Origin of the sequence: Piscicoccus intestinalis NBRC 104926, assembly GCF_001515525.1 — a bacterium.
In the GTDB taxonomy this organism is placed as follows: Bacteria; Actinomycetota; Actinomycetes; order Actinomycetales; family Dermatophilaceae; genus Kineosphaera; species Kineosphaera intestinalis.
Genome location: NZ_BCNQ01000037.1, coordinates 20,981 through 42,730, shown reverse-complemented (window position 1 = coordinate 42,730; position 21,750 = coordinate 20,981). Strand labels below are relative to the sequence as shown.

Here is a 21,750-nt window from a genome sequence, read left to right as displayed (position 1 = left end):
CGGCGCCGCCGGAGCGGCCTGCGCGTCACCGTCCTCGCCGTCCGCGTCGTCGGCCTCGTCGCCGTCGGAGTCGGTCGCAGCGTCGTCAGCCTCGTCGCCGTCGGAGTCGGTCGCAGCGTCGTCAGCCTCGTCGCCGTCGGAGTCGGTCGCAGCGTCGTCACCCTCGTCGGCTTCGTCGACGTCGGAGTCAGTGTCGTCCACGTCGGCGTCGGTCGCCCCGGCGTCGGCGCCCGCGGCCTCGAGGTCGTCGAGCTCGGGGTCGATGTCGTCGAGTTCGGCGTCGACCTCCGGGGCTTCCTCCTCCGCGGTCGCCGTCGTCGCCTTCTTGGCCGCCTTCGGCGCGGGCGTCGCCTTCTTCGTGCTCTTGCGGGCGCGCTTGGCCGCGCGGGCGGGGGCTGCGCCGTCGCCGTTCTCACTCTTCACGCGGTCGACGGACGCCGCGGAGTCGACGGCCGGTGCCGGCTGTGCACCGTCCGTCGCGGGATCCTCGATGGTCGTCGCGCTCTTGCGGGCCGTTGTCACCTTGGCAGCTGCCTTCCGGGTGCGGGCGGGCTGGGCCGGTGCGTCCGTGGCCGCTGCGCCGCCCTTGGCGGTCGTGGTCTTGGCGGTCGTGGTCTCGGCGGTCGCGCTCGTAGCGGTCTTGTTGGTCTTCGCAGTCTTGGCCGTCTTCGTGGTCTTGGCCGCGGTACGGGTGCGCTTGGCGCCGCGTCGCGTGGTCGTCGCGACAGCCTGCTCGGCATGCTCCGCGCCGAGGACCACGTGCACTCCGGCCCCTTCGAGGGCCCGCAGCACCGCCTTCTGGCGGGTGGGTCGCAGGTCCGCCGCCTCCAGGGCGGCCTTGAGTTCGTTGCTGTCGACGTTGCCCCGCGCCGCCCCCACTCGCAGCAACTCTTGGAGCGCCGGGTGGGAGAACTCCCCGGGGAGCGCTGCCGCGCCGTCAACGCCTGGGGCCGTTTGTGCGGTTGTGGAGCGGTTCGCCACGTGCAGCACCGACACCTTTCTTCACGCTGGATTCGCCTCGACCGGTCGGCCCCGACGACGCGCGTGACGCGACGTCGACACAAACGTCGACACACCGGGAAGCCGATGTGCGGAGCGGGAACTGGTCGAAAATGTTCGCTGCGACGCGCTGTTCGACTGACGGCACGTCACTAACATCACATTGTAATTCCTCGGTGTGTGTTGCGCTGTCCCCGCTCGCCTCAAGCCGCGCTCCGCAGTGCGCGCAGAGATCGACGGATCGGGACAAATCGCAGGTCAGCGCGCCACGACACCTCCGAGCCCGACGCGGACAGCTGTCTTGAACGACGGCCGAGTCGTCCGAGGTGTGAACTCGTGCCCCACCGATGGACGCTGTGAGCCAGGTCGTCGCGGGCTACCGCACACAGAAGACCCGGCGTCGAGCCCACAGGACAACGACGCCGGGCTCCGGGGTATTCCGGCTCGCCCGCCGAATTCAGGCGTCGCCGGTCACTCGGCACCCTCCGGGGCCTTGACGGCCAGCACGGGGCAGGTGGCCTCGAGCAGGATGCGCTGGGCGTTGGAGCCGAGCAACAGCTTGCCCACCGGGGTGCGGCGGCGCAGTCCGATGACGATGAAGTCGGCCTCGACCTCGTCGGCGACCGCGATGAGGTCTTCCGCGGGCTCGTTGTTGCGGGCGAACTCACGCGTCTCGTGCGCCACCCCGCGCCCGTCGAGTTCGGCGTGCACCTGCGCCAGCACCTCCTCGAAGTGCTGGACCTCGCGGGAGTCGTGCTCCCGGTCGCCTCGACTCGAGCTGACGACGACGAGCTTGGCGTTCCTGATGAGACATTCCTGGGCAGCGCGCTGCAGCGCGGCCCGGCCTTCCTTCGTGGGCACGAACCCGACGACCACGGCCACGACGATCCCCTCCTCCTGGGCATGACGACGACGGCGCCACGCGACGCCGCCGGATCGCCGGGCCGCACGCTGCGCACTCGCGCCTGCCCGCGGACACGGACGTTCCTCGCGAGACCCGACGACTGTGCACGTTAACCGATGTGCCCCCGGCCACCCCGGTAAAGCACCGCACCGGCGGCCCGGAATGCCCGGATCCACGAGGTGACTCGTGACAGGGTGCGTGAGCGCACGAGCGTGATCTCAGGAGGCGCGCCGCTGCTCCCGCGAGACGCTGCCGGGGCGCACGCAGTTGGCGATGGCGACCATGAGGAGACCGGCGAGCACGTAATCCGGGTCGAGGTCGAGGGCGCGGGTCGTCGCGTCGCGAGCGAGCGCACCGTCTCCTTCGTTCCAGGCGCACACCCCGAGCATGGTGAGCACCGCGACCCGTTCCTGCTCGGGCGTCGAGCGCACGAGCGCGCCGATCCGTTCCAGGAGCTGCCGGCCTTCGATCCGCGCCCGGTCGGGCGGCGGACCCAACGCCTTCGCCGCTCGGCCGCGGACGCGCGCGGGCATGTCGACCGGTTCGGCCGCCCAGTCCGGGGCGACCCACCCGAGGATCTCGTCGCGCACGGCGTGATCGTCGAGAGAGCGCAGGGCGATCGCGACCGTCTCGGGGTCGAGGCTCTCGCCGGTGGCGGCCGAGTCGGCACCGGGCACCGGGCTGTCCGTGCGACGGATCGCGCGGGCCGCGCGTGCCGTTCTCGCAGCCGTGGACGCGCGGCCCGCGCGCGGCGGCACGAGCAGCGCGCGCCACGCGGCGAAGGCCTCGTCGAGGGCGGCTCCGTCGATCCGGGGGCCGGTGGGTGAGACGTGGTCGAGAAGCGCGGCCCGCCGGCGCCGCGACGCCAGCCGCCGGGCGACGTCGGTGAGGTCGCCGCTGCGCCCGGTGATGGCGGCGGAGACGGCGTCCCGCGACGGCAGCGGCGCCCGGCCCACCGCGACGAACTCCGCGACGCCCGGCACATCGCCGATCGAGGGCACGACACCGCCTCCGCGTTCGACGCCGTCGACGACCCAGCACCAGCGATCGTCGACCACCCGCACCGTTTCGTCGAGTTCCAGGCCGGCGAGCTCGGCGCTGCCCCGCACCAGGCCCTCCATGGAGCCGGCCTGGCCCCGCCACGACTCGAAGACGATGAGGAACCCCCGGTCGCAGCCGGCGGCCATGGACCGCACGGTCGCGTCGAGCCCGTGGACGCGCGCCGGCTCCGGGTCGTCGCGGCCCGGCAGGTCGATCCGCGCGACGGGCCCGACCCGTCCGCCGGTGAGTCCGAGCAGAACGAGGCCGGGCCCGGGGTGGTAGCCGAGCACGTACGGGATGAGGACGATGAGTTCGCCCATGTCGCGGGCGCGTGACGTCGTGGTCATGCACCGAGACTGCGCGCACCGGCTCCCCCCACGAGGGGTCCGCGCGAATCTGTGGATAACCGACAGTCGCTGCGGAACCTGTGGACAGAATCGGGGTTAGGCCTGGGTGATCTCCCCGACGGCGTCCTTGGCGGGGAACTCGCGGCGGACGTGGTTGGCGATCTGCCGGATCATGTAGCCGTCGAGGCCTGCCCCGATGAGGCCGCCGGCGAGCGGCACGCCGCGGCCGAGCTTGGCGAACGTCTTGCGACCCAGCTGGGTCATCATGCGGAACCCGACGCCCTTGTTGACGGCCATGAGCACCGGGCCGGGCAGGCGCTGGGTGGCGAAGCTCGCCAACCGGCCGCCGCCGGAGGCGTAGCCGGCCTTGCGCAGCACGTCGTTGGCCTCGGCACCGACGAGGGCGAGCAGCACGGCGGACCGCACGCTGGGGTGGTCGACGTCGTAGCCGCGCACCGAGGCGATCGAGGCCGCCATGCGGGTCGCGAGCAGGTAGAAGCCCGCGACGTTGGCCGGCAAGGCAACCGGCAGCGTGACGAATCCGCCGAGGCCCGTGAGGAACCCGCCCGCGGCCGCCAGCTTCGTGTGGTCGTTGACGATCTCGTCGATGGCCCGCTCCGGGTCGCTGTGGCGGCCCTGCACGGTGCCCGCGACCTGGCGCGCGGAGTCGAACGTGCCCCGCCCGTCGATGCCGACGTCCAGCAGCCGCTCGACGAACCCGTTGGCGGCGTTGGCCAGGGCGCCCTCCGGCTCCGCGCGCCCGGTGGTGGCAGGCGCGTCGTCCTTGCCGAACCTGTCGAAGATCCCCACGTGTGTCTCCTTCATCGATTCACTCGCCGATCACGGCGCTGTCGCCTTCAACGCCGCTGACGTCGGCATTGATCCCGACATCAACGGCGGCATCGGTTCCTACCGAGGTCGGCCCCGAGGTCGACCCGGGCCGGAACCGCGTCAGCTTCGTTCCGTCGACGGGTGCCCCGTCGGGCCGCCTTTCATGCACGCGTTCGAGCTGACCGGGGCATCCGCGCGTGCCCACCGGCCGCCGTACCCTGGTGCGACCCGGGCCGCACCGCGCGGTGCGGCGGACCGGCACGGGAGCCGGTGAGAAAGGACACATCATGGGGGCCGAGGACGTCGTCCAGAAGGCACAACGGGGGGCGCGCGACGCCAACGATCACCCGGTGGTGCGCGCCGCCGCCCGCGTCGGCTACGCGGCCAGCGGCCTCATCCACCTGCTCATCGCGTGGTTGGCGCTGCAGATCGCGTTCGGCGCGTCCCGCGTGGCGGCCGACCAGTCCGGGGCGCTGACGATGCTCGCGGACCAACCCTGGGGCAAGCCGCTGCTGTGGGTGCTCGTCGCGGGATTCGTCGGGCTCGCGCTGTGGCAACTCACCGAGTCCGTCGGCGGCTGGCACGGCAGCGGCAAGGAGGCGGTGTTCAGCCGCGTCAAGGCGGCGGCGAAGGCGATCGTCTACCTCGCGCTGGCGTGGACGGCGGCGGCCGTCGCGCGCGGCCGGGGCACGAGCAGCAGCAAGCAGTCGGTGGAGACGACCCAGGACATCCTGCGCCTGCCCGGCGGCATGGTGCTCGTCGGCCTCATCGGTCTGGTCGTCGTGGGCGTCGGCGTCTACCACGTCGTCAAGGGCGCCCGGCGTTCCTTCCTCGACGACCTCGTGCAGGACCCCGGCGACGTGGCGGAATACGCGGGGATCATGGGCTACGTCGCCAAAGGGATCGCCCTCGTGATCGTCGGCGGCCTGTTCGCGCTCGCCGCGGTGAGCAAGGACGCCTCCGAATCCACCGGCATGGGCGGCGCGCTGACGTGGATCGTCAAGCAACCGTTCGGCCCGTGGCTGCTCGGGGCCGTCGCGGTCGGCATCGCCGGCTACGGCGTCTACAGCTTCTTCCGGGCCCGCTACACGCAGGTGTGAGCCACGGGGGTCTGCGCCGACGCCGGCGAATCCGCTACTTGCCGGTCTCCTCGCGCAGGTAGGCCTCGAACTCCTCGCCGAGCTGGTCGGCGGTGGGCACCTTGCCGTCGGAGTCGAGCAGCGCCTCGGCCGGCGAAGGCTCGTCGGTGTGGCTGTCGTACTGCTCCTCAAGGGTGGCCACGAGTTCGGCGGCGTCGGGCGAGCCCTCCAACTCGGAGGCCACGACCTGCATGGTCTCGTCAGAGGCCTCCCGCAGCGCCTGGTCGTCGACCCGCAACCCGGTGTATTCGGCCAGGCAGGCCAGCGCCTTGACCGCGGCCGGCGGGTAGTCCGACTGGGCGAGATAGTGCGGCACGTGCACGGCGTACCCGAACGCATCGCCGCCGGCCTCGCCGACGCGCAACTCGATGAGCGAGGCCAGGGAGCCGGGCACGTTGACGGTGCCGATGACCGGGCGGTGGCCCTCGCGGCGCTCCGGCCGCGCGGCGTGGAAGGAGGCGCCGATCGGTCGCGTGTGCGGCACGGCCATCGGGATGCCGTGCACGTGCACGATCCGCTCCACGCCCAGCAGCAGCATGAGCCGACGGACCGCCTCCGTCGTGCGCTCCCACTGGTAGTCCGGTTCCGGCCCGCTGAGCAGCAGGAACGGCCGACCGTCCTCGTCGACCATGCGGTAGAGCGCGAGCATCGGGTCGTCGTAGTCCGACCAGTGGTCGGCCCGGTACGTCATCACCGGCCGCCGACCGCGGTAGTCCAGCAGCTGGTCGATGTCGAAGGTGGCGACCACCTGGTGGTCGAGGCGGTCCATGAGGTGGCGCACGACGAGGCCCTGCGCCGAGCCCGCGTCGAAGAACCCGCCCAACGCGACGACGAGCACGGGCGCGGTCGCCTGCGCGGGGTCGATGTCCGTCTCGAGACGGAACAGCCCGTTCGGATCGATCACGGTCTCCTCCTTCGCCGTCGGCCTCGGTCGTCAACGCCGGTGCGCGGGGTCGATGTTCCCATCGCCACCCGCGCGGTCCACATCGCGGCACGCCGTGCGCGGCGACCGGGCCGACGTGACCCGCGTGCGGTCCGCCCCTCCACCGTGCCACTCCCGGCCGCCGCCGGCGCGGGCTTCACGCCACTCCGTGCGCATCCTCGACGCGGTCCATGGCGGCGAAGATCCGTTTCGGGGAGACGGGGTGGGCGGTGCCGAGACGCTGCGCGAACAGGCTGATCCGCAGTTCCTCGATCATCCAACGCAGCTGCACGACGTCGGGGGCGCGCCGCTCACCGGGAGGCAGCCGGTGCAGGAGCCGGTCGTACTCCTCGCGCACGCCGGCGACCGTCTCGCGGCGCTGCGCGTCGCGGCGCAGATCCTCCGGCGCCTTGTCGAGGCGTTCGAGCATCGCGGCCAGATAGGTCGGGAGCCGGCGCAATTGGGCGGCGCTGGTGTCGGCCACGAAGCCGGGGTGGATGAGCTCGTCGAGCTGGGCGCCCACGTCGTCGCGCAGGGGTGCCGCGGCGGGCCCGGTGAGCCGGTCGAGCCGCAGCCGCACGGCGAGCGCCCGGTCGAGGGCCGGATGCACGAGTTCGACGAGATCGAGCACGGTCGGCACGATGCGCTGACGCACGGCGGCGAGCACCGCGTCGAAGTCGGCTCGCGTGCGCACGGCCCCCGCGCCGCGCTCGGCGACGATCTCGTCGACCGCGGCGGCGAGCACGTCGTCGAGCAGCGCCGGCACGCTGCCGTGCGGGTTGTTGCCGAGCGCCAGCTTCTGGGCGTTGGTCATGAGCCCGAGGATCCGTTTCCACGGCACGGTCACGTTGAGCAGCAGCAACCGGCGCACGCCCGCGCGGGTGGCGGCCTCCTGCTCCGCGGGGGTGGCCAGCACCCGCACCGCCACGCTGGTGCCCTCGTCGACGAGCGCGGGAAAGCCCTGCACGACCCGCTCGCCGCGGCGGCGCTCGAAGGTGGCGGGTAACTCGCCCAGCTCCCACCCGGTCAGGCCCGCCCGCTCGATGCCGGCGTCGGAGGCGACCCTGGCCATCGTCGAGCGCACCGACCCGGCGAGGGAGTCCTGCAGCGCGGGCAGGTCCTTGCCCTCGCCGAGCACCGTGCGTCCGCCGCGCCGCTGTCGCCCATCGCCTCGCGGCCGCCCACGACCGCTACGACCGCCCTCCGGCGTGCTCGGGCCGTCGACCCGGAACGTCATCCGCAGGTGGTCGGGCACGGCGTCGAGGTTCCAGTCGCCGGGCGGCACCCGGTGGCCGGTCGCGATGTACAGGCCGCGGGCGAGCTCGTCGACGAGCCGCCCGTTGGTCGGGTCGGCGTCGGCGAGCGCCGCGCGGGCCCGGTCGGGGGCGGGCACGAAGTTCTTGCGGGTCGCCTTCGGCAGCGAGCGCACGAGCGCGACCGCGAGCTCCTCGCGCATCCCGGGCACCAGCCAGTCGAAGCCCTCGTCGCGCACCTGGTTGAGCTGCTCGACGGGGATGTGGCACGTCACGCCGTCGGCGTCGGCGCCCGGCTCGAACTGGTAGGTCAGCCGCAGCCGCAGGTCGCCCTGCTCCCACACGCTGGGAAAGGCGTCGTGGTCGACCCCCTCTGCCGCCGCCTCGTTGACGAGCAGCTCCTCGGTGAACGTCAGCAGGTCGGGGTTCTGCCGCCGCGCGGTCTTCCACCAGGAGTCGAAGTGGGCGCCGGAGACGACGTCGGCGGGGATCCGCTCGTCGTAGAAGTCGACGAGCGTCTCGTCGTCGACGAGGATGTCGCGGCGCCGGGCCCGCGACTCCAGCTCGGCGAGGGAGTGGATGAGCTTGCGGTTGTCGTGGAAGAACCGGTGCGGGGTGTCCCAGTCGCCCTCGACGAGCGCGTGCCGGATGAACAGGTCACGGCTCGTCTGCGGGTCGATCGCGCCGTACGCGACGCGGCGACCGGCCACGAGCGGGATGCCGTACAGCGTCACCCGCTCGTCGGCGACGACCCCGGCTCGGCTGCGGCTCCAGCGCGGCTCGCTGTACTGCCGCTTGACCAGGTGCGCCGCCGCCTCCTCGACCTGCTCGGGGTGCGTGACCGCGTTGACCCGGGCCCACAGCCGGGTGGTCTCGACGAGTTCCGCGCTCATCACCCAGTCGGGCGGCCGACGGAACAGCGTGGAGCCGGGCTGGATCGCGAACCGGGCACCGCGGGCTCCGAGGTAGTCGCGGCGTTCGGGGTCGCGCAGCCCGACCTGGCTGAGCAGCCCGGCGAGCAGGGCCCGGTGCACCGACTCCGCGTCGATGGGCGCGCCGCGGGCGGGCTTCTCCCAGTGCAGGTCGAGGTCCTTGGTGGCGTGCCGCAGCTGGGTGACGAGGTCCTGCCACTCGCGGATGCGCAGGTAGTGCAGGTACTCGTCGCGGCACAGCCGGCGAAAGGCGCTGCCGGACAGCTCGCGCTGCCGGTCGCGCACGTACCGCCACAGGGTCAGCAGCGTGACGAAGTCGGAGTGCTCGTCGCGGAACCGGGCGTGCTGCTGGTCGGCCTGCGCCTGCTTCTCCACTGGGCGCTCGCGCACGTCCTGGATCGACAGGGCCGCGACGACGACGGCGACGTCGGGCAGCACCCCGAGCCGGTCGGCCTCCAGGAGCATCCGGGCCAGCCGCGGGTCGACCGGGAGCCGGGCCAGCCGCCGCCCGACCGATGTCAGCCGCCGGCGCGGGTCGCGTTCGTCGGGGTCGATCGCGTTCAGCTCGTGCAGCAGCCGCACGCCGTCGGCGACCATGCGGGAGTCGGGTGGGTCGACGAACGGGAACCGGCTCAGGTCGCCCAGGCCCAGGCTCGTCATCTGCAGGATGACGCTGGCGAGGTTGGTGCGCAGGATCTCGGGGTCCGTGAACTCCGGGCGCTCCCAGAAGTCGTCCTCGCTGTAGAGCCGGATCGCGATGCCATCGGCCACGCGGCCGCAGCGGCCCGAGCGCTGGGCGGCGCTGGCCCGGCTGATCGGCTCGATCGGCAGCCGCTGCACCTTGGTGCGCTGGGAGTAACGGGAGATGCGGGCGGTGCCGGCGTCGACGACGTAGCGGATGCCGGGCACGGTCAGCGAGGTCTCGGCGACGTTGGTGGCGAGCACGACCCGCCGCCCGGAGTGCCGCGAGAACACTCGGTGCTGCTCTGCGGAGGACAGCCGCGCGTACAGCGGCAGGATCTGCGTGCCGGGCAGGTTCAGGCCCTCGAGGGTGTCGGCGGCGTCGCGGATCTCGCGCTCGCCGGAGAGGAAGACGAGGATGTCCTCGCCGCCGCCGTCCCGCGCGCGGTCGGCCGAGCCGGTCTCGGTCCACAGCTCCTCGACGGCCTCAGCGATGCCGGTGACCTGGTCGATCTCGACGTCCTCCAACGCACCCCCGGGCTTGGCGGAGCGTTGCTGGCGCACGAGCGGCCGGTACCGAATCTCGACGGGATGGGTGCGCCCGGAGACCTCCACGATCGGCGCCGGTTTGCCGTGCTGCGCAAAGTGATTCGCGAACTTCTCGGGATCGATGGTGGCCGAGGTGACGATGACTTTCAGGTCCGGGCGGCGCGGCAGCAGCTGCTTGAGGTAGCCGAGGATGAAGTCGATGTTGAGGCTTCGTTCATGGGCCTCGTCGATGACGATCACCTCGTAGCGGCGCAGGTCGCGGTCGCGCTGCAGCTCGTTGAGCAGCACGCCGTCGGTCATCACCTTGACGAGGGTGTCGCGGGTCGAGTGGTCGGTGAATCGCACCTGATAGCCGACCTGCTGGCCGAGTTCGACGCCCAGTTCGTCGGCGATGCGCTCCGCGACCGAGCGGGCCGCGATACGCCGCGGCTGGGTGTGCCCGATCTGCCCCGCGACCCCGTACCCGAGCTCGAGACAGATCTTCGGGATCTGCGTCGTCTTCCCGGAGCCGGTCTCGCCGGCGACGACGACGACCTGATGGTCCCGGATCGCGGCGGCGATGTCGTCGCGGCGGGCGCTGACCGGCAACTCGTCGGGAAACGAAATGTCCAGGCCCGCGGCGGCCTCGCGCCGGGCCGCCTCCCGGATGGCGCGGGCCGCGGCCCGGGCCGCCCGCTGCTCCTCGCGCTCCCGGGGGCTCTGCGGGCCCCGCGGATTCCGCGAGCCGCGGGGAGTCTGCGAGCTGCCGGGATCCCGGCCGGCTCCCCGACGTCCGCGCGACCGCCGTGGCCCGGGCGGCCCGGGTGACCGGGGCGGGCGGGGGGTCTGTTCGGGCACCGACCCAGGATAGGCGGCGGTCGAAACAGCCTCGAACGCCTCATCCTGAGACAGCGATTTGTCTTGACTCGATCCAGATTTAATGATCGGCTGAGGTCATGACGACGACGCCACCGGAGGCCGCAGCGCTGTTGCGGAACGCGTACCTGCGCGTGACCCGGCCGCGCACGGCCGTCATCGACGAGCTGTACCGGCACCCGCACACGGACGCCGACGACGTCGCCACCGCGGTGCGGTTGCGTCTGGGCAAGGTGAGCCGCCAGGCCATCTACGACGTGCTGCACGCGCTGACCGACGCGAGGATCGTGCGCCGGATCGAGCCCGCCGGCTCCCCCGCCCTCTACGAACTGCACACCGGCGACAACCACCATCACCTCGTGTGTCGCCGGTGCGGCCGGCTCGCCGACGTCGACTGCGCCGTCGGCGAGGCCCCCTGCCTGGAGCCCTCGCAGACCCACGGCTTCGAGGTCGACGAGGCCGAGGTCGTGTTCTGGGGGTTGTGCCCCGAGTGCCTGGCGGCCGACGCGACCCCGCCGTGACCAACTCCCCCGACCAGCCTCACGCCGACCAGACGCACCCCAATCCCCCCGGTTCAGACGACCGCCTGTTCCAACCCGACACAAGCCGACACAAGCCGACACAAGCCGACACAGGCCGACACAAGGAGAAAAACCCATGGGAATCGATGGCCCCCGCCAGGAGCCCGGCAACACCGCCCCGCTGTCCACCGTCGCAGGCGCTCCGGTGTGGGACGGGCAGAACAGCGTCACCGCGGGTCCGCGTGGGCCGATGCTGCTGCAGGACGTGTGGTTCCTGGAGAAGCTCGCCCACTTCGACCGCGAGGTCATCCCCGAGCGCCGCATGCACGCGAAGGGCTCGGGAGCGTTCGGCACGTTCACGGTGACGCACGACATCACGCAGTACACCTGCGCGAACATCTTCAGCGAGGTCGGCAAGCAGACCGAGATGTTCCTGCGCTTCTCGACGGTCGCCGGTGAGCGCGGCGCCGCCGACGCCGAGCGCGACATCCGCGGCTTCGCGATGAAGTTCTACACCGAAGACGGCAACTGGGATCTCGTCGGCAACAACACCCCGGTGTTCTTCTTCCGCGACGCGCTGAAGTTCCCCGACCTCAACCACGCGGTCAAGCGCGACCCGAAGACCAACCTGCGCTCGGCCGAGAACAACTGGGACTTCTGGACCAACCTGCCCGAGGCCCTGCACCAGGTGACGATCGTCATGTCGGACCGGGGCATCCCCGCCTCCTACCGGCACATGCACGGGTTCGGCTCGCACACGTTCAGCTTCTACAACGCCGAGGGCGAGCGGTTCTGGGTGAAGTTCCACCTGCGCACCCAGCAGGGCATCAAGAACCTCACCGACACCGAAGCGGCCGAGCTCATCGGCTCCGACCGCGAGAGCCACCAGCGCGACCTGTTCGACTCGATCGAGCGCGGCGAGTTTCCCAAGTGGACGATGTTCGTGCAGATCATGCCGGAGGCCGACGCGGAGAAGGTGCCCTACCACCCGTTCGACCTGACGAAGATCTGGCCGAAGGGCGACTATCCGCTCATCGAGGTCGGCGAGTTCGAGCTGAACCGCAACCCGGAGAACTACCACATGGACGTCGAGCAGGCCGCGTTCAACCCGGCCAACGTCGTTCCCGGCATCAGCTTCTCCCCCGACCGGATGCTGCAGGGCCGGCTGTTCTCCTACGGCGACGCCCAGCGCTACCGGCTCGGCGTCAACCACCACCAGATCCCGGTGAACAGCCCGCACGCCGCCCCCGTGCGCGACTCCTACCACCGCGACGGCGCGATGCGGATCAGCCAGGGCGCCACCCCGGCGATCAACCCCAACTCCTACGGGCGCTGGGACGACCAGCCGCAGTACCGCGAGCCGGCCCTGAAGATCGACCCCACCGCCGACCGGTTCAACCACCGCGAGGACGACGAGGACTACTTCAGCCAGCCGGGGGTGCTCTTCCGCGAGAAGATGACCGCCGAGCAGCAGCAGGCGCTCTTCGAGAACACCGCCCGCGCGATCTCCGGCGCGAGCAAGGAGACGATCGAGCGGCACATCGCCAACTGCACGAAGGCCGACCCGGCGTACGGCGAGGGCGTCCGGGCCGCCGTCGAGGCCCTGGGCCGCGACGACATCGAGACGCCCGGTCCGAACTCCGACGAGACCGACAACCCGGTCACCGGCAAGACCGAGGAGCAGTTCGTCTCTTCCGGAGCCTGATCGAATCCGGCCGGTCGTCAAGGCCAGTCACCGGCGAGGCCGTCGCCCCCACCCGGGGGCGGCGGCCTCGCCGCGTCGCCACCGATAGGTTCGTCGCTAAGTTCACGACCCACCCCGACCGTTCCGGCTCTAGGAGGCAGCGACCGTGTCCGGCATCGACCTCAACACGGTGGTCCTGGTCTTCACCGCGATCGTCGTCGCCGCCCTCGTTGGGGTGCGCCTCGCGCACCGGATCGGTATGCCCACCCTCCTCGCCTACCTGTTCATCGGGCTCCTCTTCGGGGAGGCGGGCCTGGGCATCCAGTTCTCCGACCCCGGCGTCACGCAGGTGCTCAGCACCCTGCTGTTGGCGGTCATCCTCATCGAGGGCGGCTTCACGACCCGCGCCGCGCAGATCCGCCCGGTGGCCGCGCTCTCGGCGGTGCTCGCGAGCGTCGGGGTGCTCGTGACCGTCGCGGTCACCGCCGGCCTGACCTACGTGCTGCTCGACGTCGACGCGCGCACCGCGATGCTGCTCGGTGCGGTCGTCGCCTCCACCGATGCGGCGGCCACGTTCGCGGTGCTGCGCCGGCTGCCCCTGCGACCGACGACGCGCTCCGCCCTGGAGGCCGAGTCGGGCTTCAACGACCCGCCGGTCATCATCATCGTCACGGTCATCGCCTCCGACGCCTGGCACGCCGCCTCCCCCGGCCTCATGGCGCTGACGATCGTCTACCAGCTCGTCGGCGGCGCGGTGGTCGGTCTGCTGGTGGGGTGGGGCGGGCGGTGGCTGCTGGCCCGGTCGGCGCTGCCCACGGCGGGGCTGTATCCGCTGGCCGTGCTGTGCATCGCGCTGTTCGGTTTCGCGCTCGCCGGCGTGGCCGGCGCCAGCGGGCTGCTCGCCGCCTACGTCGTCGGGATGATGCTGGGCAACGCGACCCTGCCGCACCGCGGCGTCACCCAGGCCTTCACCGAGGGACTCGCCGCGCTGAGCCAGATCGTGCTGTTCGTCATGCTCGGCCTGCTCGCCAGCCCCGCCCGCCTCCCGGAGGCGGTGATGCCGGCCCTCGTCGTCGGGGTGGTGCTGACGTTCATAGCCCGACCGATCGCGGTCGCTGTGTGCGCCACGGGGTTTCGCGTGCCGTGGCGCGAACAGGCGTTCATGAGCTGGGCCGGGCTGCGCGGCGCGGTGCCGATCGTCATGGCGACCGTGCCGATGAGCAACGGACTGCCCGCGGCCCACCGGATCTTCGACGTGACGTTCCTGCTGGTGGCCACGTTCACGCTCATCCAGGGGCCGCTGCTGCCCTGGGCGGCGCGGCGCACCGGCGTGCTCGAGCCCGACCGCTCGCGCGAGGTGGAACTCGACTCGGCGCCGCTGGAGAACATCGACGCGACGCTCATGCAGGTGGGGATCCCGCGCGGGTCGCGGCTCGCCGGGGTGTACATCGAGGAGCTCGGGCTGCCCGAGCGCACGGTCGTCGCACTCGTCATCCGCGACGGCGAGGCGATCGCCCCCGACGACTTCACGGCCCTGCGCACCGGCGACCAGCTGCTCGTGGCCACCCCCGTGCGCCACGCCGCTCGCACCGAGCGCCGGCTGCGCGCCGTCGGCCGCGCGGGCCGTCTCGCCACGTGGTTCGGCGAGCACGGCGACGACACGCCCGCGGACCGGCCCGTGCGGCAGCAGGGGTGGCCGTTCGGGAGGCCGGTCTCGCGCGGCGGACGCGAGACCGGCTCCGGTGAGCCCGTCAGCCCAGGGTGACGTCGCCGAACCAGGGTTTGGTCGCGGCATCCCACGTGCCGCCCTTCTTGGCCATCGTCAGCCACGTGTCGATGTACTCCTTGAACACGACGTCGCCGCGCGGCAGTAGGTAGGCTTTGCCGAAGTAGTCGAACGGCTTCGTCGGGTGCACCGCGCACAGCTGCGGCTTCTCCTTGGCCACCCACACCGTCTCCGAGGCGTCTGTGGTCATCACGTCGGCGCGACCGGCGATGATCTCGTCGAAGATCGTGTTGTTGTCCTTCCAGCGGATGATCGTGCCGCGCGGGTAGTGGGCGTCGGCGAACTACCTTGATGTTGAGCGTCGGCATGAGGAAATTCTACCCTCGCCTTCTACCCTCGACCCCCGCTCCGTTCGCGATCCAGCCCGTCGAACTGCAGCGCCGGTGACAGGATGCCTGGCTATTCTGTCGCAACGGCCACTACCTATGTCCGTAGATCGTGGCCCCGGCATCCGGCGACGAAGGAGTCCCCCGTGACGCTCACCGACCCCAGCCCCACCGCGGGCACCACCCCGGCTCCGGCGGCCGGCGCGACGCCGACGACGACGGCGAAGATCTTCGGCTACCCGCTCAACGCCTGGTACGTCGCGGCCTGGGACCACGAGGTGACCGCCCGCGGCATCCTCGCGCGGCGCGTCTGTGACCGGCCGCTCGCGCTCTACCGCACGGCCGACGGCCGGGTCGTCGCCCTCGCCGACGCCTGCTGGCACCGGCTCGCCCCACTGAGCAAGGGAAAGCTGGTGGGCGATGAGGAGATCCAGTGCCCCTACCACGGCCTGCGCTACAACGCCGCCGGTCGCTGCACGCACATGCCGGCGCAGAAGACGATCAACCCCAGCGCCACCGTGCCCTCCTACCCGGCCGTCGAGCGGTACCGCTACGTCTGGGTGTGGCTCGGCGACCCCGACCTCGCCGACCCCGCCACGATCCCTGACATGCACCAGATGGCCTCGCCGGACTGGGCGGGCGACGGCAAGACGATCCACGCCGGCTGCAACTACCAGCTGATCATCGACAACCTCATGGACCTGACCCACGAGGAATTCGTGCACTCCTCCTCCATCGGGCAGGACGAGCTGAGCGAATCCAGCTTCGAGACGACCCACGACGAGCGCACCGTCACCGTGACCCGCTGGATGCGCGACATCGACCCGCCGCCGTTCTGGCTCAAGAACATGCGCGACAAGTACCCGGGCTTCTCCGGCAAGGTCGACCGCTGGCAGATCATCCACTTCGAGGCGCCCTCGACGATCTGCATCGACGTCGGCGTCGCCAAGGCCGGCACCGGCGCGCCCGAGGGCGACCGCAGCCAGGGCGTCAACGGCTACGTCATGAACACGATGACCCCGGAGACCGATCGCACCAGCCACTACTTCTGGGCGTTCATGCGCAACTACCGCCTCGACAGCCAGCTCATCACCACGCAGCTGCGCGAGGGCGTGCACGGCGTGTTCGGCGAGGACGAGGAGATGCTCATCGCCCAGCAGGAGGCGATCGACGCCAACCCCGAGCACGAGTTCTACAGCCTCAACATCGACATGGGCGGCATGTGGGCGCGACGCATCCTCGAGCGCATGATGGCCGCCGAGGGGCGGGCCTGACGTGGCGGCGGGCACCGCACCGCACCGCCAGGAGGTGACCGTCGCCTCCGTCGGCGACGTCGCCGAGCGCATCCGACGGGTCGTGCTGCGCTATCCGACGCCGCAACAGGCCAAGGCCGGCACTCACGTCGACGTCGAACTCCCCACGGTCGACGGGGTTCTCACCCGCTCCTACAGCGTGGTCGACGCATCGCCCGACGGCCGCGAACTCGCGCTCTCGGTGCATCTCGCGGCACGGAGCCGGGGCGGCTCGGCGGCGATGCACGCGCTGACACCCGGTGCGCGGCTGTGGGCGACCCAGCCCCTGCAGAACTTTCCCCTGGGAGTCGGTGCGGCCCGGTACGTGGTGCTCGCCGGCGGCATCGGGGTCACGGCCGTGGCCGCGATGGCGCGGGTGCTGAAGGCCCGGCAGGCCGACTACCGCGTCGTGTATGTCGGCCGATCCCGGCACGCCATGGCCTATCTGGACGATCTGGCCGCCGAACACGGCGACCGGTTGGCCGTCCATGTCGACGACGAGGGCAGCGCGCTGGATGTGGACGCGCTGCTGGCGCAGATCGCCGACGACGACCGGGCCGGCTCCACGGAGTTGTACATGTGCGGGCCGATCCGGCTCATGGACGCGGTGCGCCGCGGGTGGGAGAACCGCGGGCTGCCTGTGACGAACCTGCGGTTCGAGACGTTCGGCAACAGCGGCGCGTGGGCGCCGCAGGATTTCGTCGTGCGGATCCCCCGCCTCGGGGTGGAGACACGCGTGGACGCCAACGCGACGATGCTCGAGGCGCTCGAACGCGCCGGCGTCGAGATGATGTTCGACTGCCGCAAGGGCGAGTGCGGCCTGTGCCAGGTCAGCGTGCTCGGTCTCGACGGCCAGCTCGACCACCGCGACGTGTTCTTCGACGCCGCCGAGAGGGCGCAGGACGATCGGCTGTGCGCCTGCGTCTCGCGCGCCGTCGTCACCGGCACGCCCCGGATCGACGACGTCGATGCGCCCACGGGCGCTCCCGACGGCACCGCGGTCGTGACGATCGAGGTGACCTGACCCGCTCAGGGCACGACGGGCCGGGCGCGGTGGTCGATGCGGTCGTTGATGAACGGGGCCGGGCGGTAATCGACGAAGGCCGCGTCGCCGAGGCCGGTGGCCTTGGCGGCCCGCTGCAGCGCCGACGGCTGGGCGGCCTTGCCCCCAGCGGCTCGTGTCGAGTCGGTGCGCCATGGCCCCGACCGCGGCGAGGTCCTCGGCGACCGTGAACGTGCAGTGACCGGTCCGCTGCACGTAGGCCTCCCGCAGCAACTCCCGGTCACCGGCGCGACGCACCTTCGTGCGGTAGTTGGAGAGGTACTCCACGGGCGCGGCCGGGTCGGCGAGGGTGTGCATCGTCAGCACGGGGATGCGCAGGTTGCCCGTGGGGTGCGACGTGCGCCCCAACCAGGCGACCGCCTGCGGGTCGGCGGTGACCCGGGCGTCGCGAACTTCATGGAATCTCCTCGACGGTGAGGGCAATGACAGGAATCCTTATCCTGGCGACCCCCGGTCGCATCTGGAAACCCCTCAGCCACACGCAAACCCTTGTGGGGCACGAACCCCGGACGCACCCGCACGTGCTGCGCTTGAGTCAGGCGACCTTGTTGCCGTATCGCTGGCGGGCGGCCTCACCGCTGGTCCCGACGAGTGAACCGATCGCCGACCAGGGCATCCCGGACTCGCGGGCGGAACGCACAGCATCCAGGAGGTGTCGCTCCGCCTCGGAGCGTTCGGCGACGGCGGCTCGGAGCGCAGTGACGGCGTTGGCATCGAGCTCGTCGTCGGGGTTGGGCTCGTAGTCCTCGAAGCGCGCCGCGAGCTCGTCGGCGTGCTGCAGGATCTTCTCAACTGTGCGCGGCATGGCCTTCACCTCAAGAACTTGTCGCGGGCCCGCATGGCATGGACGATGACGTGGGCCTGGTCGCCATCGACGTATCCGACCTGCGAGGCGCCCAGGCACCGCCCCGCTACGGTGGGTCGAACATGATGAAACCGCCCTATAGCCGGTTCTGCACACCCACAAGAAGCTGCCGCGCGATGACGACGCGCTGGATCTGGTTGGTGCCTTCGTAGATCTGGGTGATCTTGGCGTCGCGCATGAGCCGCTCGGCGGGAAAGTCGCGGGTGTAGCCGGCGCCGCCGAGGATCTGCACGGCGTCGGTCGTCACGGCCATCGCCACATCGGAGGCGAAGCACTTGGCCGCGGCGCCGGCCAGGCTCATGTCGGGGCCGGCGGCCTCGGCCTCCCGGGCCGCGTCGTAGGCGAGCAGCCGCGCGGCGCGGATCTTCGTCTCCATGTCGGCGAGCATGAACTGCACGCCCTGGAATTCGCCGATCGGCCGGCCGAACTGGCGGCGCTCCCGCGCGTAGGCGAGCGCGCAGTCCAGCGCCGCCTGGGCCACCCCGACGGCCTGCCCGGCGACGACCGCGCGGGTGCGATCGAGGGTCCCCAGCGCCAGGCGCAGCCCCTGGCCGGGGTCGCCGACGATGCGGTCGGCGGGGATCGTCGCGTCGAGGTAGACCTCGGCGGTCGGCGAGCCGCGCAGCCCCATCTTCTTCTCCGGTGCGCCGAAACTCAGCCCGGCGTCACCGGATTCGACGACGAACGCCGAAATGCCCCGCGCCCCGGCGCCCGGGTCGGTGACGGCGAAGACGACGTACAGGTCGGCCCGCCCGGCGTTGGTGATCCACCGCTTCGTGCCCTTCAGGCGCCACCCGCCCTCGCTCCCCTCGACGCGGGTGGCCCGCGTCGTCATCGCGGCGACGTCGCTGCCCGCCTCCGGCTCCGAGAGCGCGAACGCCCCCAGCGCCTCACCGGAGGCGATCCGCGGCAGGTACCGGTCGCACAGCGCCTGCGACCCGCCGAGCAGCAGCGGCCACACGAACAGCTCGTTGCCGCCGCTGACCTGCTGCGTCGTCATGCACGCCCGCGCGATCTCCTCGGCGACGATCACGGAGGCGAGCAGGTCGCCGCCCTGCCCGCCGTACGCCTCGGGCAGCCCGATGGCGTGCAGGCCCGCCGCGACGAGCGCCGCGAGCGAGGTCTCCGGGAACACCCCGCCCTCGTCGACCTCCGCGGCCCGCGGCGCGATGACCTCGCGCGCCACCTGCCGCGTCACCTCGCGCAGTTCGAGATGGTCCTCCGACACCCCGAACGTGCTCACGACAGACCCAGCACCCGGGCCGCGTTGCCCTTGACGATGCCGGGCACCCGCTCGGCTTTGACGCCCAGCGTCGCGAAGTCGGCCAGCCACCGTTCCGGCGCGATGAGCGGATAGTCGGAGCCGAACAGCACCTTGCCCGATAGCATTCCGCCGGCGGCCTTGACGAGTTCGGACGGAAAGTACTTCGGCGACCACCCCGACAGGTCGATGAACACGTTCGCCTTGTGGGTGGCCATCGAGATCGCCTGCGCCTGCCACGGCACCGAGGGGTGGGCCAGGATCACGGTCAGCCCCGGGTGGTCGGCGGCGACGTCGTCGAGCAGCAGCGGGTCGGAGAAGCGCAGCTTGATGCCGCGGCCGCCGGGCAGCCCGGCGCCGATGCCGTTCTGGCCCGTGTGGAACAGCGCGGGCACCCCGAGCTCCTCCAGCGCCGCCCACAGCGGAGTGAACCGCTCCTCGTTGGGCGCGAACGCCTGCAAACTCGGGTGGAACTTGAAGCCGCGCACGCCGTGGTCGATGACGAGCGAGCGCGCCTGCTCGATCGCCGCCTCGCCGCGCCACGGGTCGATCGACCCGAACGGGATGAGCACGTCGGCGTGGTCGGCGCAGCGCGCGGCGATGTCTTCGCTCGAGATCGGCTCGCGCCCCAGGCTCGTGCGGGCGTCGACGGTGAACACCACCGCGGCCATGCCCGCCCGGCGGTAGCGCTGCGCGAGGAACTCGACCGTCGGGGTGCGGTTGTCTGCGGTACGGAAGTACGCCGCCGACGCCTCCATCAGCTCGTCGTCGAGCGAAAGATGTCCGTGCTCATCGGATTCCACGTGCACATGGACGTCGATCGCCTCGATCGCCTCGAGGTCGATCGCGGGTTCGTACCTGCTCATGACGACTCCTTGCCGGACGCGGAGGGCTCGGACCACTCGGGAGCGCCGTAGGCCCGCCGCAGCGGACCCTTGACGAGCTTGCCGGAGGCGTTGTGCGGCAGCTCCTCCAGCACGATGACGGACTTGGGGATCTTGTAGCGCGCGATGCGCCCGTCCAGGTGGGCGATCAGTTCGGTCTCCGACAGGGCGGAGCCGGGCTTGAGGGAGACGATCGCGCGCCCGACCTCGCCCCACCGGGCGTCGGGGATGCCGATGACCGCCGCCTCGGCCACCGCCGGGTGGCTGTGGATCGCGGCCTCGACCTCGGCGGGGTAGATGTTCTCGCCGCCGCTGATGATCATGTCCTTGACGCGGTCGACGATCGTCAGGAAGCCGTCGTCGTCGACGGTCGCCAGGTCGCCGGTGCGCAACCAGTCGCCGTCGACGAACGCCTCCGCGGTAGCCGATTCGTTGCGCCAGTAGCCGGGCGTGACGTTCGGGCCCTGGCCGAGCACCTCCCCCGGCAGCCCGCCGTCGACGTCGTCGAACATCGGGTCGACCACCCGCACGTCGGAGAAGAAACACGCCGTGCCCGCCGACCCCACCTTGGCGATGCCCTCGGCCTTGCGCAGCATCGTCAGCCCCGGCGAGGCCTCGGTCAGGCCGTAGCCCTGCACGATCATCTGGCCGCGGTCCAGCCAGGACCGCAGCAGGCTCTCGGGCAGCGGCGACCCGCCGCTCATCGTCACGTTGATCGAGGACAGGTCGGCGGTCTCGAAGCCGGGGGCGTTCATCAACGTCAGGTACATCGAAGTGACCCCGAACAGAAAGCTCACCCGCTGCGTCTCGATGAGGTGCAGGGCGTGCGCCGGGTCCCACTTCTCCTCGATGAGGCAGCGACCGCCCTTGAGGAACGTCGGGAAGAACAGCTGGTTGAGCGCCGCGGTATGGAACAGCGGCGCCGTGACCAGCGCCACCTCCTGGCTGGACAGGTCGAGGTCGACGAGCACGTTGTAGACGTTCCAGATGATGTTGCCGTGGGTGAGCATGACGCCCTTGGGGCGCCCGCTCGTGCCGGAGGTGTACTGGATCATGAACAGCTCGTCGCGGGAGACGGTTTCTTCGATGGGCTCGGTCCCGCCCCGCGCGTAGAGGTCGGTGAGCCGGCTGCCGTCCGCGCCGTCACCGTCGCCGACCGCGATCCGATCCAAGCCCAGCTCGGCGACGTCGGGGGCGTCCACCACCGCGGCGAACGGCGCGTCCCAGACCAGCACCGCCGGGTCGCAGTCGCGCAGGATGAACGCGGTCTCCGGGGGCGCGAGCCGGGTGTTCAGCGGCACCGTCACCGCCCCGAGCTTGGCCGCGGCGAACATCACCGCGATGAAGTGCACGCTGTTCAGGCCCAGGTAGGCGATCCGGTCGCCGTGCCCAACCCCCCGCTCGCGCAGCGCGTGCGCGAGCGCGGTGGCGCGCTCCTCGACCTCGCGGTACGTCCAGTCGATGCCGTGCTGGCTCAGGGCGACGGCGTCGGGGGTCATGCGCGCGCGGCGCGCGGGCCACGAGCCGAGTCCCTGATCGTGCATGGGCAGTGCTCCTTCGCGGTATGTCGCGGGTGTCGCGGTATGTCGCGGGTGTCGCTGATGGTGTCGGGCAG

16 protein-coding genes and 1 pseudogene are annotated in these 21,750 nt (G+C 71.5%); 6 read left to right on the top strand and 11 right to left on the bottom strand.

Features of this window, described 5'->3' with window-relative positions; genetic code table 11:
• From PINTE_RS08170 to PINTE_RS08155, 4 genes and pseudogenes are all read right to left on the bottom strand, one after another.
• A pseudogene (locus tag PINTE_RS08170) lies at positions 1-879 on the bottom strand (hypothetical protein); the annotation flags it as partial.
• Positions 880-1,470: 591 nt separating this feature from the next.
• Positions 1,471-1,881, bottom strand: coding sequence for a universal stress protein (locus PINTE_RS08165; RefSeq protein ID WP_068428520.1), 411 nt, complete (start codon positions 1,879-1,881; stop codon positions 1,471-1,473).
• Between the two features lie 240 nt (positions 1,882-2,121).
• Positions 2,122-3,291, bottom strand: coding sequence for a DUF4192 family protein (locus PINTE_RS08160; RefSeq protein ID WP_084343367.1), 1,170 nt, complete (start codon positions 3,289-3,291; stop codon positions 2,122-2,124).
• 96 nt (positions 3,292-3,387) lie between these two features.
• Positions 3,388-4,101 (bottom strand): EcsC family protein, encoded by a 714-nt coding sequence (locus tag PINTE_RS08155; RefSeq protein WP_068428514.1) that lies wholly within the window; start codon positions 4,099-4,101, stop codon positions 3,388-3,390.
• Positions 4,102-4,409: 308 nt separating this feature from the next.
• Between PINTE_RS08155 and PINTE_RS08150 the strand changes: the two genes are divergently transcribed.
• Positions 4,410-5,222 (top strand): DUF1206 domain-containing protein, encoded by an 813-nt coding sequence (locus PINTE_RS08150; protein WP_068428511.1) that lies wholly within the window; start codon positions 4,410-4,412, stop codon positions 5,220-5,222.
• 34 nt (positions 5,223-5,256) lie between these two features.
• On the opposite strand, the gene PINTE_RS08145 is transcribed toward PINTE_RS08150, so the two are convergent.
• Both PINTE_RS08145 and hrpA read right to left on the bottom strand, forming a co-directional pair.
• Complete coding sequence (locus PINTE_RS08145) at positions 5,257-6,165, bottom strand: PAC2 family protein (protein WP_068428509.1); 909 nt, start codon at positions 6,163-6,165, stop codon at positions 5,257-5,259.
• Positions 6,166-6,340: 175 nt separating this feature from the next.
• Complete coding sequence (hrpA, locus tag PINTE_RS08140) at positions 6,341-10,435, bottom strand: ATP-dependent RNA helicase HrpA (RefSeq protein ID WP_084343366.1); 4,095 nt, start codon at positions 10,433-10,435, stop codon at positions 6,341-6,343.
• A 98-nt stretch (positions 10,436-10,533) separates the two neighbouring features.
• Between hrpA and PINTE_RS08135 the strand changes: the two genes are divergently transcribed.
• From PINTE_RS08135 to PINTE_RS08125, 3 genes are all read left to right on the top strand, one after another.
• Positions 10,534-10,974: a Fur family transcriptional regulator gene (locus PINTE_RS08135; RefSeq protein ID WP_068428506.1), complete on the top strand. Its 441-nt coding sequence runs from the start codon at positions 10,534-10,536 to the stop codon at positions 10,972-10,974.
• 136 nt (positions 10,975-11,110) lie between these two features.
• Positions 11,111-12,679: a catalase gene (locus tag PINTE_RS08130; protein ID WP_068428505.1), complete on the top strand. Its 1,569-nt coding sequence runs from the start codon at positions 11,111-11,113 to the stop codon at positions 12,677-12,679.
• 145 nt (positions 12,680-12,824) lie between these two features.
• Entirely contained in the window at positions 12,825-14,423 is a 1,599-nt protein-coding gene (locus tag PINTE_RS08125; RefSeq protein ID WP_084343365.1) for a potassium/proton antiporter, read from the top strand.
• Here the strand turns inward: PINTE_RS08125 and PINTE_RS24220 are convergent.
• A complete protein-coding gene (locus PINTE_RS24220) occupies positions 14,410-14,634 on the bottom strand; it encodes a type 2 periplasmic-binding domain-containing protein (RefSeq protein WP_068428502.1) in 225 nt (74 codons plus the stop codon). The genes PINTE_RS08125 and PINTE_RS24220 overlap by 14 nt on opposite strands.
• 363 nt (positions 14,635-14,997) lie before the next feature.
• Here PINTE_RS24220 and PINTE_RS08115 point away from each other — a divergent pair, with 363 nt between their 5' ends.
• Both PINTE_RS08115 and PINTE_RS08110 read left to right on the top strand, forming a co-directional pair.
• Entirely contained in the window at positions 14,998-16,044 is a 1,047-nt protein-coding gene (locus tag PINTE_RS08115) for an aromatic ring-hydroxylating dioxygenase subunit alpha (RefSeq protein ID WP_245642849.1), read from the top strand.
• A gap of 34 nt (positions 16,045-16,078) precedes the next feature.
• On the top strand, positions 16,079-17,086 hold the full coding sequence (locus PINTE_RS08110; protein ID WP_245642848.1) for a PDR/VanB family oxidoreductase: 1,008 nt from the start codon (positions 16,079-16,081) through the stop codon (positions 17,084-17,086).
• Between the two features lie 574 nt (positions 17,087-17,660).
• Here the strand turns inward: PINTE_RS08110 and PINTE_RS08105 are convergent.
• From PINTE_RS08105 to PINTE_RS08090, 4 genes are all read right to left on the bottom strand, one after another.
• A complete protein-coding gene (locus PINTE_RS08105) occupies positions 17,661-17,930 on the bottom strand; it encodes a hypothetical protein (RefSeq protein ID WP_068428529.1) in 270 nt (89 codons plus the stop codon).
• Positions 17,931-18,066: 136 nt separating this feature from the next.
• Complete coding sequence (locus tag PINTE_RS08100) at positions 18,067-19,233, bottom strand: acyl-CoA dehydrogenase family protein (protein WP_068428493.1); 1,167 nt, start codon at positions 19,231-19,233, stop codon at positions 18,067-18,069.
• Complete coding sequence (locus PINTE_RS08095; protein WP_068428490.1) at positions 19,230-20,117, bottom strand: amidohydrolase family protein; 888 nt, start codon at positions 20,115-20,117, stop codon at positions 19,230-19,232. The genes PINTE_RS08100 and PINTE_RS08095 overlap by 4 nt, the downstream gene beginning before the upstream one ends.
• A complete protein-coding gene (locus tag PINTE_RS08090; protein ID WP_068428487.1) occupies positions 20,114-21,679 on the bottom strand; it encodes an acyl-CoA synthetase in 1,566 nt (521 codons plus the stop codon). Before PINTE_RS08090 ends, PINTE_RS08095 begins: the two co-directional genes overlap by 4 nt.
• Positions 21,680-21,750 lie beyond the last annotated feature (71 nt).